Below are 15,513 nucleotides of genomic sequence, written 5' to 3'. Positions count from 1 at the left end.
AGAAGCGTTGAAAATACTGGCGCTCGGTGCGCATCCGGACGACATCGAGATCTTCATGTTCGGTACGATGGCCGCCTACGCGGCGCAAGGCGCAGAACTCACTTTTGCAGTGGCCACGGATGGTGCCAGGGGCGGCAAGGGCGATCCCGCGGCTCTGGCCGCCACCCGACGCGCGGAAGCGGCGGCGGCAGCCGCGCTGCTTGGTGCTGCGCCGCGCTTCCTCGACTTTCCCGACGGAGGGCTGGTGGCCGATGGCGCGCTGATCGACGTCTTGAAAACGCTGATTCGTGAGACCGCACCGCATCTGGTGATCACGCATGCCCCGAACGATTATCACGCCGACCATAGGGCGCTGTCGGACGGGGTGCGCATCGCCGCCTCGTTCGCTGTCCCGGTGCTGCATGCCGACACGATGGGCGGCACCGGCTTTTCGCCGACGCACTATGTCGACATCTCAGCCCACCGGGATATCAAGACGCAGGCGATCCGGGCGCACCGCTCGCAAATGCCCGAGCAATATGTCGACAGGGCGCGCATCCAGAATGAATTCCGCGCCGGCCAGTGCAACGCCCTGCCCGGTTCATTGGCGGAGGCGTTCCGCTTCGAGCCGACATTTCCCTTCGCCGACATACGCGCCCTGCTGCCGCCGGCGCCGCCCGTGCGGCCTGTGACGCCGAACACGGCCGCCGCCGATCAAGCCGGCTGATCGAGTGCCGGACGCGCCGTCCGGCAATCATTTCCCAACAATTTCAACGGCCCGTTTCTTCATGTTGCGGCGCAGCGACGAATTCGCTTGCCTTGTTTAGTAAAAATTGCATCACTAAACAAATTACTAAACATCTGCGACGCAGCGCGCCGCCCTGTTTAGGCCCCTGAGGAGAGGGGTTGAGCATGTTTTGAAACGCGCCATCCGGGCGTGTTTCGCAAATGGGAGGAAGGCATGAAATCGAGCTTGAAACTGGCGTTGGGATTGGCTTCGGCGATATCTGCGTCGGCAGCCGTCTCGAACGCCGCGCACGCGGAAGACCTGACGCTGTGCTGGGCCGCGTGGGACCCGGCGAATGCGCTGGTCGAACTGTCCAAGGACTTCACCAAGCAAACCGGCATCGGCATGAAATTCGAGTTCGTGCCATGGACCAATTATGCCGACCGCTTCCTCAACGAGCTGAACTCGCACGGCAAGCTGTGCGACCTGATCATCGGCGACAGCCAGTGGATCGGCGGCGCCGCCGAGAACGGCCATTACGTCAAGCTGAACGACTTCTTCGACAAGGAGAAGATCAGCATGGACGACTTCGTGCCGGCGACCGTCGTCGGCTATTCGGAATGGCCGAAGAACACGCCGAATTACTGGGCGCTACCGGCCATGGGCGACGTCGTCGGCTGGACCTACCGCAAGGACTGGTTCTCCAAGCCGGAACTGCAGAAGGAATTCAAGGAAAAGTATGGCTGGGACCTCGGCCCGCCAACTACCTTCGACCAGCTGAAGCAGATCGCCGAGTTCTTCCAGAAGCGGCAGATCGACGGCAAGACCGTCTATGGCGCCTCGATCTACACCGAGCGCGGCTCGGAAGGCATCACGATGGGCGCCATGGACGTGCTCTACAGCTATGGCTTCCAGTACGAGAACCCGAAGAAGCCCTACGAGATGGAAGGCTTCGTCAATTCCGACAAGGCGGTGAAAGGGCTGGAATTCTACAAAGCGCTCTATGATTGCTGCACCCCGCCCGGCGCCTCCAACAGCTACATGGGCGAAGGCGTCGACGCCTTCAAATCCGGCCAGGTGGCCATGCACATGAACTTCACCTTCACCTGGCCCGGCCTGCAGAAGGACGAGAATGTCGGCGGCGACAAGATCGGCTACTTCGTCAACCCGAAGGGACCGGACGGCGACCAGTTCGCCCAGCTCGGCGGCCAGGGCATTTCCGTGGTGTCCTATTCCGACAAGCAGGAAGCGGCGCTGAAATACATCAAGTGGTTCGCCAACAAGGACGTGCAGGCCAAATGGTGGTCGCTCGGCGGCTATTCCTGCCTGAACGCGGTGGTGAAGGATCCGAAGTTCCCCGCCAGCCAGCCCTACGCCCAGGCGTTCCTCGACTCGATGGCCATCGTGAAGGACTTCTGGGCCGAGCCGAGCTATGCGCCGCTGCTGCAGGCCTCGCAGAAGCGCTTCCATGACTATGTCGTGGCCGGCCAGGGCACGGCCAAGGAAGCACTCGACGGCCTGGTCAAGGACTGGACGCAGATCTTCCAGGACGACGGCAAGATCTGAACGGACGGATATAACCGGCTCCTCCCGAGCCAGGCGTCCCGTGCCACCTTGGCACGGGACACGGTTCAGATAACTTCATGACAGAGACGCCTCAAGTGACCGAAGCAGGAATGACCATGCTCAATCGGACCGCGGAGAACGTTGCCCGGGCGACCCCGGAACCGTTGGCCCGCAAGGTCCGCGGCATCAGCGACAAGGGCCTCGCCTGGCTGTTCATCTCGCCGACGATCCTGTTGCTGCTCGCCATCAACATCTTCCCGCTGTTCTGGGCGATCTATCTCTCCTTCACCAACTACCGGGCCAATCGCCCCAACGAGGTGGTGAAGAATCTCGGTTTCGCCAACTACCAGCGCATCCTCGGGGACCAGGACATCTGGATCGCCATGCAGACGACGGCGCATTTCGTGTTCTGGACCATTCTGCTGCAGACGCTGATCGGCTTCACGCTGGCCTGGCTGATCGACCGCAAGTTCCGCGGCCACGCCTTCTGGACGACGCTGATCCTGGTGCCGATGATGCTGTCGCCGGCGGTGGTCGGCAATTTCTGGCGCTTTCTCTACGAGCCGCAGATCGGGCTGTTTTCCTATGTCATCTCGTTCGTGTCGGGCATTCCGCCGACGGATATCCAGATGCTCTCCAACGTCTCGCTGGCGCCGTGGTCGATCATCATCGTCGATACCTGGATGTGGACGCCCTACGTGATGCTGATCTGCCTCGCCGGCCTGCGCTCCATCCCCGAATACATCTATGAGGCAGCCGAGGTCGACCGCGCCTCCAACTGGCGGCAGTTCTGGTCGATCACGCTGCCGATGGCGCTGCCCTTCATCATGCTGGCGGTGCTGTTCAGGGGCATCGAGAACTTCAAGATGTTCGACATGGTCAATCTCTTGACCGGCGGCGGGCCGGGCTCGACCACCGAGGTCGCCTCGATCACGCTGAAGCGCCAGGCCTTCGAGAGCTGGCGCACCGGCTACTCCTCGGCCTTCGCCATCATCCTGTTCGTCGCGGTGTTCGGTCTCGCCAACATCTACGTCAAGGCGCTCAACAAGGTGAAGCAGAGATGAGCCTGACCACAGCCCATTCGGTCGTCGCCCCGTCGGCCAATTCGAAGCGCATCGCCGGTGCGATCATCATCGCCTACGCGCTGATCTCGATCGTGCCGCTGTTGTGGATCTTCGCCACCAGCTTCAAGACACCGCCGGATTCGATCGCCTATCCGCCCAAGGTCGTTTTCCAGCCGAGTATCGAAGGCTACTGCAATCTGTTCACGACGCGGACGCGGCAGACGCCGGAATACATCAACTCGCTCGGACCGGCGACGGGCTTCTGCGACGAGACAGTGCGTAAGCGCAACATGGTGATCGCCGGCCCATCCAACTTCCTGCCGCGTTTCGTCAACTCGCTGGTCATCGCCTTCGGCTCGACCTTCTGCGCGGTCTTCCTCGGCACGCTTTCGGCCTATGGCTTCTCGCGCTTCAAGGTGCCGCTCGCCGACGACCTGCTGTTCTTCATCCTGTCGACGCGCTTCATGCCGCCGATCGCGGTCGCCATCCCGATCTACCTGATGTACCGCGAGCTCGGCCTGTCCGACACAGCGCTCGGCATGATCCTGCTCTACACGGCGGTCAACGTGTCGCTGGCGGTCTGGCTGCTCAAGGGCTTCATCGACGAGATCCCGCGCGAATATGAGGAAGCGGCGATGATCGACGGTTATACGCGGCTGCAGGCTTTCTGGCGCACCGTGCTGCCGCAGGCCACGACCGGCATTGCCGCGACCGCCATCTTCTGCCTGATCTTCGCCTGGAACGAATATGCCTTCGCCGCGCTGCTGACCTCCGGCACGGCGCAAACCGCGCCGCCCTTCATCCCGACCATCATCGGCGAAGGCGGCCAGGACTGGCCGGCGGTGGCCGCGGGAACGACGATCTTCCTGGTGCCGATCCTTGTCTTCACCATCCTGCTTCGCAAACAATTGCTGCGCGGCATCACCTTCGGCGCGGTGCGCAAATGAGCATGACCAAAACGATCAAACGCAAGTCGCGCTGGCCGCGCTGGGCAAGGCGTGGCCTCATGGAAAACATCGCCACGGCGCTCATCGCCATCGGCTTCCTGATGCTGTTCCAGCCTTTCGCGCTGTCGCTCTACACCTATTCCTTCATCATCATGCTTGCCGGCACGGTGATGTTCATCATCGTCTCGAAATTCCCGGAATAGTCATGGCCGAGATCCGCGTCCAACATTTGAGGAAGGCCTTCGGCGATTTCGTCGCCGTGCAGGATTCCAACTTCGTCGTCGAGGATGGCGAGTTCTTCGTCATGCTGGGGCCGTCGGGCTGCGGCAAGACGACGACCTTGCGCATGATCGCCGGACTGGAGCTGCCGACCGGCGGCCAGATCCTGCTCGGCGGCGACGACGTGACCATGCTCAGGGCACGCGAGCGCGATATCGCCTTCGTCTTCCAGCTGTTCGCCCTCTACCCGCACATGAATGTGCGCAAGAACATCGGCTTTCCGCTGCTCGCTCAAGGCATGCCGTCGGCCGAAATCCGCACGCGCGTCGAGGAAACGGCGAAGCTGCTGCGCATCGACCATCTGCTCGACAAGTCGGTCTCGGGGCTGGCCGGCGGCGACCGCCAGCGGGTGGCGCTCGGCCGCGCAATCGTGCGGCGGCCGAAGTGCTTCCTGATGGACGAGCCGCTGGGAACGCTTGATACCGAATTCCGCGACCTGATGGTGCATGAGCTGCGAGAACTGCACAACCGCATCCGCGCCACGACAGTCTATGTCACGCATGACCAGATGGAAGCGATGTCGATGGCCGACAAGATTGCGGTCATGAACCACGGCGTCATCGAGCAGTTCGGCACGCCGCGCGAGATCTACGACCGCCCCGCCACCATGTTCGTCGCCGATTTCATCGGCTCGCCGCCGATGAATTTCCTCAAATTCGGCGGCGGACTGGCCAAGGGCGCGAAGGAGATCGTCGTCCAGGGTGCCAGGGTCGCGGTGCCGGAGGTGCGCGAAGATATCGCCCCCGCCGACATGGCGCTCGGCATCCGTCCCGAACACATCCGCTTCGACGATGCCTCGAAGCTGCGCGGCGCCATCTACGGCACCGAATATCTCGGCACCACGCAGATCGTCGCGGTCGAGACCGCCGACGGCATCATCAAGGCGCGTGTGCCGGCCGAGATACGGCTCAATGCCGGCGACCATGTCGGCCTGGCGCTGAACGGGGCGCGGCTGTCGCTGTTCGAGAAAGGCTCCGGCCGCGCGGTGAGAACCGCGATCCACGACATGGCCTCGGAGCGGAGAGTGCGGCATGGCTGACGTCCACATCAAGAACGTGACCAAAAGCTTCGGCGAGCATGTCGCCGTCGACGGTCTCGACCTGCACATTGCGGACGGTGAATTCGTCGTGCTGCTCGGCCCGACCGGAGCCGGCAAGACGACGACGCTCAGGCTGATCGCCGGGCTGGAGCGGCCGGATGCCGGTACAATCGAAATCGGCGGCCAGGACGCGACCGCGCTGTCGCCGGCCGAGCGCGACACCGCCTTCGTGTTCCAGCAATATTCGCTCTATCCGCACCTGTCGGTGTACGACAATCTTGCCTTCCCGCTGCGCTCGCCGGCGCGGAAAGTCGGCGAAGACCAGATCCGCCGCCGGGTCGAAGAGGTGGCGAAAATGGTGCGCATCGACCATAAGCTCGCCAACCGCTCGACCAAACTCTCGGGCGGCGAGATGCAGCGCGTCGCCATCGGCCGCGCGCTGGTGCGCAAGCCGGCGATCTACCTGATGGACGAGCCGCTGTCGTCGCTCGACGCCAAGCTGCGCGCCGACCTGCGGCTCGAACTGAAACGCATCCAGGCCGAGCTTGGCGCGACCATGCTCTATGTCACCCACGACCAGATCGAGGCGATGACGATGGCCGACCGCATCGGCATCCTGGCCGACGGCGTGCTGGTGCAGATCGGCACGCCGAGAGCGATCTATTCCGAGCCGGCGAACCTGCATGTCGCGGCCCGGCTCGGCCAGCCGGCGATCAATCTCCTGCCCGCCGGCCTGCTGCCCGATGCGGGCGCGCCGGCCGGAACGAAGACGATCGGCGCCCGCACCGAGCATCTGGCGATCGAGAAAGCGATGAACGGCCATGCCGATGGCGTCGTCGACTGGGTCGAGCATCTCGGCGACCAGAACCACCTGCATGTGACGGTCGGCCCGAAGAAACTGGTAACGCTGACCGACCCCGATACCGATCTGGCTCAAGGCGACAGGGTGCTGGTCCGCTACCGTTCGCCGCTCTATTTCGGCGCCGATGGACAGAGATTGATGTGACCGGTTGCCGGCACCCCACGAGGTGAGGACACCGATTTCGATAATGATTGTGGATACGGGACGAATTCGATGAAGCACTTTTTCAACCGCAGGGAAACGATCGTCACGGAAGCGCTGGACGGCCTGTTACGCACGATCGGCTCGGGCGAGCTCGCGCGCCTCGACGGCTATCCCGAGATCAAGGTCGTGCTGCGCGCCGATTGGGACAAGACCAGGGTCAGCGTCGTCTCCGGCGGCGGCGCCGGGCATGAACCTTCACATGCCGGCTTCGTCGGCAAGGGCATGCTGACGGCGGCCGTCTCGGGCGAAATCTTCGCCTCGCCGAGCGTCGAAGCGGTGCTGGCAGCGATCCGCGCGGTAACCGGCCCAGCCGGTTGCCTGCTGATCGTCAAGAACTATACCGGCGACCGCCTCAATTTCGGTCTCGCGGCCGAAAAGGCGCGCGCCGAAGGTTTCCGTGTCGAGATGGTGATCGTCGCCGACGATATCGCGCTGCCCGACATTGCCCAGCCGCGCGGCGTCGCGGGCACGCTGTTCGTGCACAAGATCGCGGGCCATCTTTCGGAAGCAGGCCGTGACCTGGCCGAGATCGCGGCGGCGGCGCGGGCGGCGGCGAAGGATATCGTCTCGCTCGGCATGTCGCTGTCCTCCTGCTCCATTCCCGGCCAGCCGCATGAGGACAGGTTCGGCGAGAACGACGGCGAACTCGGCCTCGGCATTCATGGCGAACCGGGCGTCGAACGGATTGCGGTGCAGAGCGCCGACCGACTGGTGGCTATCATGGCGGAGCGGCTGGCCGCGCGGCTCGACCCAAGCGCCGCCCATGCCCTGCTGATCAACAATCTCGGCTCGGTGCCGCCGCTCGAGATGTCGCTGATTGCCAATGCGGTGCTGGCCTCCCCACTGGCCAAAACCATCAAGCTGACGATCGGTCCCGGCCCGCTGATGACGGCGCTCAACATGAACGGTTTTTCGCTGTCGCTGATCAGGCTCGACGCGGCGCGCGAGGCGGCCTTGCTGGCGACGGTCGGCCCGCATGCCTGGATGCCGGCAAAATCCGTCGTCGCGCCGGCGGTCGTCCCCATGGCGGGGGCCACCGGGCAAGGCACTGCCCGCAAGGCGAGCCAGGATGCCGGCACGAGGCGCTTGATCACCACGGTCTGCGAGAAGCTGATTTCCCTCGAAGCAGCCCTGAACGGGCTCGACGCGAAGGCAGGCGACGGCGACACGGGCTCGACGGTGGCGACAGGCGCGCGCAGCATCCTCGAACGGCTCGACACATTGCCGCTGGCCAATCCCGCGGCAACGCTTGGCGCGATAGGCGACATATTGAGCGCTTCCATGGGCGGCTCGAGCGGCGTGCTGCTGTCGATCTTCTTCACCTCGGCGGCGCAGGCGCTGGACGGTGGAACAAGCGTGGCCAAGGCGCTGCTTGCCGGACTTGAGCGGATGACCTTCTACGGCGGCGCCAGGCCGGGCGATCGCACCATGGTCGACGCGCTGGAGCCGGCGCTCAAGGCGCTTGATGCCAAGAGCCTTGAAGACGCCGCCACGGCCGCCCGGCATGGCGCCGAGGCAACAGCCGCGATGGAGAAGGCAAAGGCCGGACGATCCGCCTATGTCGGCGCCAAATTGCAGGGCGTGGTCGACCCCGGCGCCCATGCCGTGGCCGAGGTATTCGCGGCCGTCGCCGCGCTGTCTGTCTCGGCCTGACGCATGCTTGAGTTGTCGAATGCCCATTCTTTCGCTACTGCCGGCAAGGCTGAAACCGGGAATCTGGGAGACATGGCGGCATTGGACCTCGCCAGGCTGATCAAAGCTGCGGCGGACACGGTCGCCGCGCATGCCGAGGAATTGACGGCGCTGGATCAGGCGATCGGCGACGGCGATCATGGGCTGAACATGAAGCGCGGCTTCGAGGCGGTGCGGGCTGATGCCGATGCGTTTTCGGTCAAACCGCTACCCGAAGCCTTGAAGGCGATCGGCACCAAGCTGGTGATGACCGTCGGCGGTGCCTCCGGCCCGTTGTTCGGCACGCTGTTCATGGCGCTCGGCAAGGAGATCCCGGCGGACCCCGATCGCGCCAGCCTGACGGCGGCTTTCGGCAAGGCGATCGAAGCAGTGGCGGCGCGCGGCAAGTCACAGGTCGGCCAGAAGACCATGCTCGATGTGCTGCAGCCGGTGCATGACGCCCTGGCCGGTGGAAAGACGGCGGCCGAAATCGCCGACATAGCCGATGCGGCGGCCGAGGCGACGGTGCCGATGAAGGCGCTGCGCGGCCGCGCCTCGTTCCTCGGCGAGCGCTCCATCGGCCACATGGATGCCGGCGCACGTTCGACCGCGTTGCTGGTGCGCACGGTGGGCCAAAACATCGGGGCGGCTGCATGAGCAATGTCGGGATCGTGATCGTGTCGCATTCGCCGCTGGTCGCGGAGGGCACGGCCGACATGGTACGCCAGATGGTCGGCGACGAAGTGCCGCTTGCATGGTGCGGCGGAAACGGCCATGGCGGGCTCGGCACCAGTGTCGAGGCGATCATGGCCGCCATCGAGAAGGCCTGGTCGGAAGCGGGTGTCGCCATACTGGTCGATCTCGGCGGCGCCGAGACAAACTCGGAAATGGCGGTGGAGATGATCGGCGAGCCCCGCGCGCAGAAGATCGTCGTCTGCAACGCGCCGATCGTCGAAGGCGCTGTCATGGCGGCGACCGAGGCGTCCGGTGGGGCCTCGCTGAAAGAAGTGGTGGCGACGGCGCATGAATTGTCGCCGTCGTGAGTGAACGGGAACGCTAGACCTATGTCCGCAAACGCCGAAGCGACCATCCTGATCACCCATGCGGTGGGTCTGCATGCGCGCCCTTCGGTGAAGTTCACCAAACTCGCCAAGAGCTTTGCCGCCGATGTCGAAATCGCACTGGCCGCCAACGGGCCATGGTTCGATGCCAAGAGTATCGTCAAGGTGATGGCGGCCAAGGCGCCGAAGGGCACGGTGCTGCATATCAGGGCCAGTGGCGGCGACGCCAGGGATGCTGTCGAAGCTCTGGTCGATCTGGTGCGGCGCGACTTCGATGAAGGCGCGGACCATGCCCGCTCCGCTTAGGCTTCAAGGCATTCCGGCCTCCGTCGGTTATGCCGAGGGGCCGCTGTTCGATCTCGATCGGCCGCCTGTCGCTTATGCCGGCAAGGCCAGTTCAGCCGAGGAATTGAAATCTCTGAAAGCCGCGATCGGCAAGGCGGTCAGCAGGCTTGTCGCCATGGTCGAGACCGCCGACAGCGACGCCGCCGGCATCCTCGAATTCCACATCGCGATGCTGGAAGACGACGCGCTGAGCGGACCGGCCTTCGCGTCGATCGCGTCGGGGCATAGCGCCGATGCCGCCTGGCGGCAGGCGCTCGATGCCGAGATCGCCGGCTACGAGGCCTCGGACCAGGACTATTTTCGCGCCCGCGCCACGGATTTGCTTGATATCAGGGACCAGGTGCTGCGCGCGCTGACCGACGACGGGGAGCATGCCGTTCCCGCCGGGGCAATTCTCTATGGCGAGGACATCGCGCCGACGCGTTTTCTTCAAATCGACTGGAGCGCCGGCGGCGGCATCGCGCTGAAGGCCGGCAGCACGGCCAGCCATGTCGCGATGCTGGCGCGCTCGCGCGGCGTGCCGATGGTCGTGGGTCTGGGCGCGTTGCCCGCGGGTCTCGCCGGTCCAGCACTGCTCGACGCCGAACACGGCAGCATCGTCGTGGATCCCTCGCCCATGGAGATCGCCTCGTTCAGGGAATCCTTGTCCGCCTTCGCGGCGCGTCAAGGCGACGCGCGAAGCTTCCTGACGCGGCCGGCGCTGACCAAAGCGGGCACCGCCGTGCGTGTGCAGGTCAACATCGCTTATCCCACCGATGTCGACGGCATCGATATCGCCACCTGCGACGGCGTCGGCCTGATGCGCACCGAGTTCCTCTTCGGCAAGACCCTGCCGGATGAGGAGACGCAGTATCGCGCCTATCGCAAGGTGCTGGAATGGGCTGGTGAGAAACCGGTGACGATCCGCACCGTCGATGCCGGCGGCGACAAGCCGGTGCCGGGTTTCACCATCCAGGAAGGCAATCCATTCCTCGGGCTGCGCGGCATCAGGCTGTCGCTGGCGCGGCTCGACATATTCCGCGTTCAAATCAGGGCATTGCTGCGCGCCGCCCCGCACGGCAATCTGAAAGTCATGTTTCCCATGATCGCCACGGCCGAGGAGTATGAACGATCCGCCGCGTTGTTCGCCGAAGAGCAGGCGGCACTGGCAGCGCGCGGCATCATGCAGAAAATGCCACCGCTCGGCATCATGGTCGAGGTGCCGTCGGTAGCGATCGCGCCGGAGGCGTTTGCCGGCGTCGCTTTCTTCTCGATCGGCTCCAACGACCTGACGCAATATGTGATGGCCGCGGCCCGCGACAATGCCGGGGTGGCGCATCTCAACAGCGTCCGTCATCCCGCCGTCCTGCGGCTGATCGGCTCGGTCGCGGCCTTCGGGCGGGAGAACGGAATTCCGGTCAGCCTGTGCGGCGATGCCGGCGGCGATCCGGCCTCGATACCGGTGCTGATCGAAGCGGGCCTGCGCGACCTGTCGGTCGCACCGGCTCAGCTTGCCACGGCCAAGGCGGCCATATCCGACGTTGCGGTATAGGGCGGCGGGCATGGTAGACAGCACTCCCGAACCCGGTTCCGAAGAGGCGATCCGCGCCTACAAGACGATCCTGTCGCAGGTCATCGACCAGCGGCCGTCAGGCATGCGCCAACGCCTTGCCGACGCGCTCGGCAAGCATCGCAGCTTCGTCACGCAGATTTCCAGCCCGGCCTATTCGATTCCCATCCCTTCAAAGCATCTGCCGGCGATCTTTTCCGTCTGCCATTTCAGCCAGGCCGAGCGCGACCAGTTCCTTGCCGCCTACCATCAGGCGCATCCCGGCAAGATCTCGGTCGCGGCGGGCCTGCGCAAGACACGCCATGTGTCGCTCGTCGTGCCGGATTTCGGCGACGACAAGCAGAATGCCGCGCTCGACCGCGCAATCAACGAATTTATCCAGAAGGTCACCAGCATCACCGGCAAGAGTGGCTGAGCGACCCTTTGATGCCAGGCTATTTCGGGAGGAGACAGCCGTGAAGAAATTCATGAACTCGGTGGACACGGTGCTGACCGAAAGCCTCGACGGGTTCGCTGCCGCCCATGCCGATATCCTGGTGCTTGGCGAGGAGCACAAGTTCATCCGCCGCCGGACCTTGCGGCCGGGCAAGGTGGCGTTGATCTCGGGCGGCGGCTCAGGCCATGAGCCGCTGCATGGCGGCTTTGTCGGGCACGGCATGCTGGACGCCGCATGCCCCGGCCAGGTGTTCACCTCACCGACGCCGGACCAGATGCTGGCGGCGGCGCAAGCCGTCGACACCGGGGCCGGCTGCCTGTTCATCGTCAAGAACTACGAGGGCGATGTGATGAACTTCGACATGGCGGCCGAAATATCCGATGGCGCCCTGCAGGTGGTGACCAATGACGATGTCGCCGTCGAGAACTCGTCCTATACGACCGGCCGGCGCGGCGTCGCCGGCACGCTGGTGGTGGAGAAGATCGTCGGCGCGGCGGCCGAGCATGGCATGGCGCTGAGGCCGCTGAAGGCGCTTGGCGAGCGCGTCAACGCAGCGACCCGCTCGATGGGCGTGGCGCTGACCAGCGGCACGGTGCCGGCCGCCGGCAGGCCTACTTTCGACATCGGCGACGGCGAGATGGAATTCGGCGTCGGCATCCATGGCGAGCCCGGCCGCCGCCGCGACAGGCTGAAAAGCGCCGATGCGATCGCCGAGGAAATCTGCGCCGCGATCCTGGGCGATCTCGGCGACAGGGCGCAAGGCCCTGCCCTGCTGTTCGTCAACGGCTTCGGCGGCACGCCGCTGATGGAGCTCTATCTGATGTACAACAGCGCGCGCCGTATCTTCGAAAGACATGGCATCGCCCTTGGCCGCTCGCTGGTCGGCACCTATGTGACCTCGCTCGACATGGCCGGCTGCTCGATCACGCTGACCATGCTCGACGACGAGATGAAGGGCTGGTGGGACGCGCCTGTCCACACGGCCTCGTTGCGCTGGGGCATGTAACACTGGCTTCCGCCGGCCTTTTCTGCAACCATTCACGGACAATGCCTCCACCCTCAACGTTGTCCGATTGATGCTGCCATCCCTCACCACCGCCGAAGAAAGGCTGTTGCTGCGTTACGCCGATCCCGAGGCTGAAGCGGTGCAGAACGTCTCGTCGGCAAAGTCGCTGTCGGCGCTGCTCGACAATGCCGAATTCCACGGCATCCTGCCGATCATGCTGCGCAAACTCAGGGAGCACGGTGATTCGCATCTGCCGAAAGATGCGGGCCTTGAGGCCAGACTGGAGGATCTGCGTCAGAAGGCGACGATCGCCACCGGCCAGTCGATGCTGCTGCAATATCATGGCGACCGCATCATGAGGGGGATGGCGGCGGAAAACATTCCGGCACGAATCGTCAAGGGGCCGGTGTTCGCGCGGAAGCTTTACCGCAACCTCTCGGACCGGCCGTTCACGGACATCGATATCCTCGTCGACCCCGCCGACCTCGCGCGGGCAAACAAGGTGATCGCGGCATGCGGTTTCGAGCTTGGCAGCAACGAGGCCGAATCCTACCAGCTTCAGGAATTCAAATGGCTGGAAAAAGAGAATTCCAGCCTGCTGGTCGAACTGCATGGCGACCTGGTGCATGACACCGGCATGCGGCGGCGCCTGTCGCTGGGTTTCCGCGAACTCGGCATCATCGACGGCGATACGGCGGACACGCCGGCCGCCCTTTTGACGATCGCCATCGTGCATGCCGCCGGCGGCCACAAGTTCCACCGGCTGCAGCTTTGCGTTGATGTGCTGCAGGGAGTACGGGCGTTGCGCACGCCGGACTCCGAAACCCGCCTGCTCGATGCCGCCCGCATGACCGGCATCGAGCTGGAACTGGCGATCGTGCTCAACGTGACCGGCCAGCTGTTTAACGAACCGCATGCGCTCGACCTCGCCGGGCGCATCAAGCCCGATCTGTCGATACGCCTGGCCAAGCAGCTGATCACGACGAACACGCTGCTCAGGGTCAATTCGAGGGAGAAGATCGGCTCGCGCCTGCGCCGCGATGCGTTCCGCTGGATCCAACGGCTGGCGAAGGCCAGGCCTTACGTCGCCTGATCGCCGGCTTTCGCTGCCAGGGCAGCCCAGATCAGCTCAGCCGCGTCGGCCGGCCGCGAGCCTACCTCCAGCGTGAAGGTCGGCACTGACGAGACAAGCTTGCCGATCGTTGCCAGCCGGCGCTTCTGCAGCGGCAGCAAGCCGGTCGCGCCGGTGCGCACATTGTCCATCGCCAGCGCCACCATCGCGTCGGTCCGGGCCATCGGCACAAGCCGAGTCTCGCCGTCGGTGGAGCGGGCAAGGTGCAGCAGCGCGGCCACCGGACGGACGGTAGGGCTTTCGACCTTTACGATCGCACCCAGCTTTTCCAATGAGATCGGCTGCTCGCCATTGCGGTCCCACGAAGGGCCGAGGCATGGCGCGACCTGCGGGATCATCTCGGCGGTCTTCTGGTGGACCTTGACGTGGCGCGGCAGACCCCAGGCTACAGGCGTGGCCGAGGCGACATTCAGGACCATCGCATCATCGGAGCACAGGCCGAACCCCTGCGTTGCCAGGGCCAGTGACGTGGTGGTCTTGCCGGTGCCGCTCGGCGCATGGATGAGCACGACAGCATCGTGACCCGGCAGCGTCAGGCCCGCCGTGTGCAGCATGTGCTGGCCGCCGGCGTCGAGTGCCGCGTCCAGCACCAGCATGGATGGCGTCCAGGCATCCTTGCTGTCGGGCACGATGCGGAGCCTCGCCCACCCCGTCTCGTTGATCTCCACGGTCTGGCGACCTGGAAAGATGAGATGGATGCTGGCGCCGTCCGTGATCATCCTGCAATAGCCGTCTTCCGGTATCTCGCCATCGAAGACCAGTGACCCCACGGGCGTCTCGTCCAACGCGTCCGCCTCGGCAATATCGAGGTGAAAATCCGGCCGGGCCGCATTTTCGATGCGCAGGCTGGCGAGCATCCTGTCGAAGTCCTGCAACAGGTCCGACCGCTCCGCCGAAATGCCGAAGAGTTGGCCGTTGAGGCCATAGCAGGCTGAGGGTCTGGTCAAGCGGGACGCACCTTTGTGGAGTTCGCGGGGTGGCGATAGATCTCGACCATGCCGGGAAGGCTGTCGCTGACCACAGGCTTGCCGTCGAGACAGACCCAGCAATGCGCCGACAGGCGCTGCGACTGCAGCGAGCCCGGATCGACGCCGAAACGCAGTTCCGGATCGAAGCCGGCAAAGCGCAGGAAACGGTGGCCAAGCAGGCCTTCGCGCAGGCATCTGCGGTCACGCATCAGCCAGGGACGGCGCACGGTCCGGTTGACGCGGGCGACGATGTAGGCGGCGGGCAGACCGCGATAGGGCGTGGACGAGGCAAGCGGCGCCCATTTCAGCACGTCCTCGAAGCTGCGGTTCGCGATGAGGATCGGCAGCAACCGCGCGCTTGCCCAGAGATGGCATCGAAAGAGCGCGCGCAGGATTGGGCTATCGGCCATCAGGCGCGAACCTCAAGCACCCGGAGCGGCGAGGATGCCTTCGGAGACGAGATCGGCGGCCAGCGCCGCCATATCCTCATCGAGCGTATCCTTGTCGACCTCGAACTCGGCGCAGAGCAGGCCGACGATCTGGTCGAGGCTGCGCGCGCCATCGACCTTGTCGAGAAAGGCCTCGGTCGTGCCGTTGCAGGTATAGAGCTGGCCGCTGCGCGCCAGAAGCACGACGGCGCCATCGCCGACATGCTGGACCGAAGCGTCTTCGGCCAGC

The 15,513-nt window shown here is 64.6% G+C and carries 18 protein-coding genes; 15 read left to right on the top strand and 3 right to left on the bottom strand.

What is annotated here, in order from left to right; all coding sequences use genetic code 11:
• The first annotated feature begins 7 nt into the window (after positions 1 to 7).
• From J0I79_RS30770 to J0I79_RS30700, 15 genes are all read left to right on the top strand, one after another.
• Positions 8 to 706: a PIG-L deacetylase family protein gene (locus J0I79_RS30770; RefSeq protein WP_292868475.1), complete on the top strand. Its 699-nt coding sequence runs from the start codon at positions 8 to 10 to the stop codon at positions 704 to 706.
• 234 nt (positions 707 to 940) lie between these two features.
• Positions 941 to 2,272 (top strand): extracellular solute-binding protein, encoded by a 1,332-nt coding sequence (locus J0I79_RS30765; protein ID WP_292868472.1) that lies wholly within the window; start codon positions 941 to 943, stop codon positions 2,270 to 2,272.
• A gap of 116 nt (positions 2,273 to 2,388) precedes the next feature.
• Positions 2,389 to 3,336 carry a sugar ABC transporter permease gene (locus J0I79_RS30760; RefSeq protein ID WP_292868469.1) on the top strand — a complete coding sequence of 316 codons (948 nt, stop codon included), beginning with the start codon at positions 2,389 to 2,391 and terminating at the stop codon, positions 3,334 to 3,336.
• Entirely contained in the window at positions 3,333 to 4,283 is a 951-nt protein-coding gene (locus tag J0I79_RS30755) for a carbohydrate ABC transporter permease (protein ID WP_292868466.1), read from the top strand. The genes J0I79_RS30760 and J0I79_RS30755 overlap by 4 nt, the downstream gene beginning before the upstream one ends.
• Entirely contained in the window at positions 4,280 to 4,486 is a 207-nt protein-coding gene (locus tag J0I79_RS30750; RefSeq protein ID WP_292868463.1) for a hypothetical protein, read from the top strand. The genes J0I79_RS30755 and J0I79_RS30750 overlap by 4 nt, the downstream gene beginning before the upstream one ends.
• A gap of 2 nt (positions 4,487 to 4,488) precedes the next feature.
• Complete coding sequence (locus J0I79_RS30745; protein WP_292868460.1) at positions 4,489 to 5,601, top strand: ABC transporter ATP-binding protein; 1,113 nt, start codon at positions 4,489 to 4,491, stop codon at positions 5,599 to 5,601.
• The gene (locus tag J0I79_RS30740) at positions 5,594 to 6,607 is read left to right on the top strand and encodes an ABC transporter ATP-binding protein (protein WP_292868457.1); all 1,014 of its coding nucleotides are present in this window, start codon (positions 5,594 to 5,596) and stop codon (positions 6,605 to 6,607) included. Before J0I79_RS30745 ends, J0I79_RS30740 begins: the two co-directional genes overlap by 8 nt.
• Before the next feature lie 69 nt (positions 6,608 to 6,676).
• Positions 6,677 to 8,320, top strand: coding sequence for a dihydroxyacetone kinase subunit DhaK (locus J0I79_RS30735; RefSeq protein WP_292868454.1), 1,644 nt, complete (start codon positions 6,677 to 6,679; stop codon positions 8,318 to 8,320).
• 72 nt (positions 8,321 to 8,392) lie between these two features.
• Entirely contained in the window at positions 8,393 to 8,995 is a 603-nt protein-coding gene (gene dhaL, locus J0I79_RS30730) for a dihydroxyacetone kinase subunit DhaL (RefSeq protein ID WP_292868451.1), read from the top strand.
• Positions 8,992 to 9,381: a dihydroxyacetone kinase phosphoryl donor subunit DhaM gene (gene dhaM, locus J0I79_RS30725; RefSeq protein ID WP_292868448.1), complete on the top strand. Its 390-nt coding sequence runs from the start codon at positions 8,992 to 8,994 to the stop codon at positions 9,379 to 9,381. Before dhaL ends, dhaM begins: the two co-directional genes overlap by 4 nt.
• Before the next feature lie 21 nt (positions 9,382 to 9,402).
• Positions 9,403 to 9,705, top strand: a complete 303-nt coding sequence (locus J0I79_RS30720; RefSeq protein WP_292868445.1) for an HPr family phosphocarrier protein — start codon at positions 9,403 to 9,405, stop codon at positions 9,703 to 9,705.
• Positions 9,689 to 11,275 carry a phosphoenolpyruvate--protein phosphotransferase gene (gene ptsP / locus J0I79_RS30715; protein WP_292868442.1) on the top strand — a complete coding sequence of 529 codons (1,587 nt, stop codon included), beginning with the start codon at positions 9,689 to 9,691 and terminating at the stop codon, positions 11,273 to 11,275. The genes J0I79_RS30720 and ptsP overlap by 17 nt, the downstream gene beginning before the upstream one ends.
• A gap of 10 nt (positions 11,276 to 11,285) precedes the next feature.
• On the top strand, positions 11,286 to 11,708 hold the full coding sequence (locus J0I79_RS30710; protein WP_292868439.1) for a hypothetical protein: 423 nt from the start codon (positions 11,286 to 11,288) through the stop codon (positions 11,706 to 11,708).
• Between the two features lie 40 nt (positions 11,709 to 11,748).
• The gene (gene dhaK / locus J0I79_RS30705; RefSeq protein WP_292868436.1) at positions 11,749 to 12,735 is read left to right on the top strand and encodes a dihydroxyacetone kinase subunit DhaK; all 987 of its coding nucleotides are present in this window, start codon (positions 11,749 to 11,751) and stop codon (positions 12,733 to 12,735) included.
• A gap of 70 nt (positions 12,736 to 12,805) precedes the next feature.
• Complete coding sequence (locus J0I79_RS30700) at positions 12,806 to 13,828, top strand: nucleotidyltransferase family protein (RefSeq protein WP_292868433.1); 1,023 nt, start codon at positions 12,806 to 12,808, stop codon at positions 13,826 to 13,828.
• Here J0I79_RS30700 and J0I79_RS30695 read toward each other — a convergent pair.
• Genes J0I79_RS30695 through J0I79_RS30685 form a run of 3 tightly spaced genes read right to left on the bottom strand, consistent with a single transcriptional unit; the run spans position 13,816 to position 15,512 of the window.
• Positions 13,816 to 14,814 carry a serine kinase gene (locus J0I79_RS30695; protein WP_292868430.1) on the bottom strand — a complete coding sequence of 333 codons (999 nt, stop codon included), beginning with the start codon at positions 14,812 to 14,814 and terminating at the stop codon, positions 13,816 to 13,818. The genes J0I79_RS30700 and J0I79_RS30695 overlap by 13 nt on opposite strands.
• On the bottom strand, positions 14,811 to 15,245 hold the full coding sequence (locus tag J0I79_RS30690) for a lasso peptide biosynthesis B2 protein (RefSeq protein ID WP_292868427.1): 435 nt from the start codon (positions 15,243 to 15,245) through the stop codon (positions 14,811 to 14,813). Before J0I79_RS30690 ends, J0I79_RS30695 begins: the two co-directional genes overlap by 4 nt.
• A 12-nt stretch (positions 15,246 to 15,257) precedes the next feature.
• A complete protein-coding gene (locus J0I79_RS30685) occupies positions 15,258 to 15,512 on the bottom strand; it encodes a PqqD family protein (RefSeq protein WP_292868423.1) in 255 nt (84 codons plus the stop codon).
• Position 15,513 lies beyond the last annotated feature (1 nt).

It is taken from the genome of Mesorhizobium sp. (assembly GCF_017306585.1).
In the GTDB taxonomy this organism is placed as follows: domain Bacteria; phylum Pseudomonadota; class Alphaproteobacteria; order Rhizobiales; family Rhizobiaceae; genus Mesorhizobium.
Note: the sequence above shows the minus strand (reverse complement) of the source record. Positions and strands in the feature narration are given on the sequence as shown.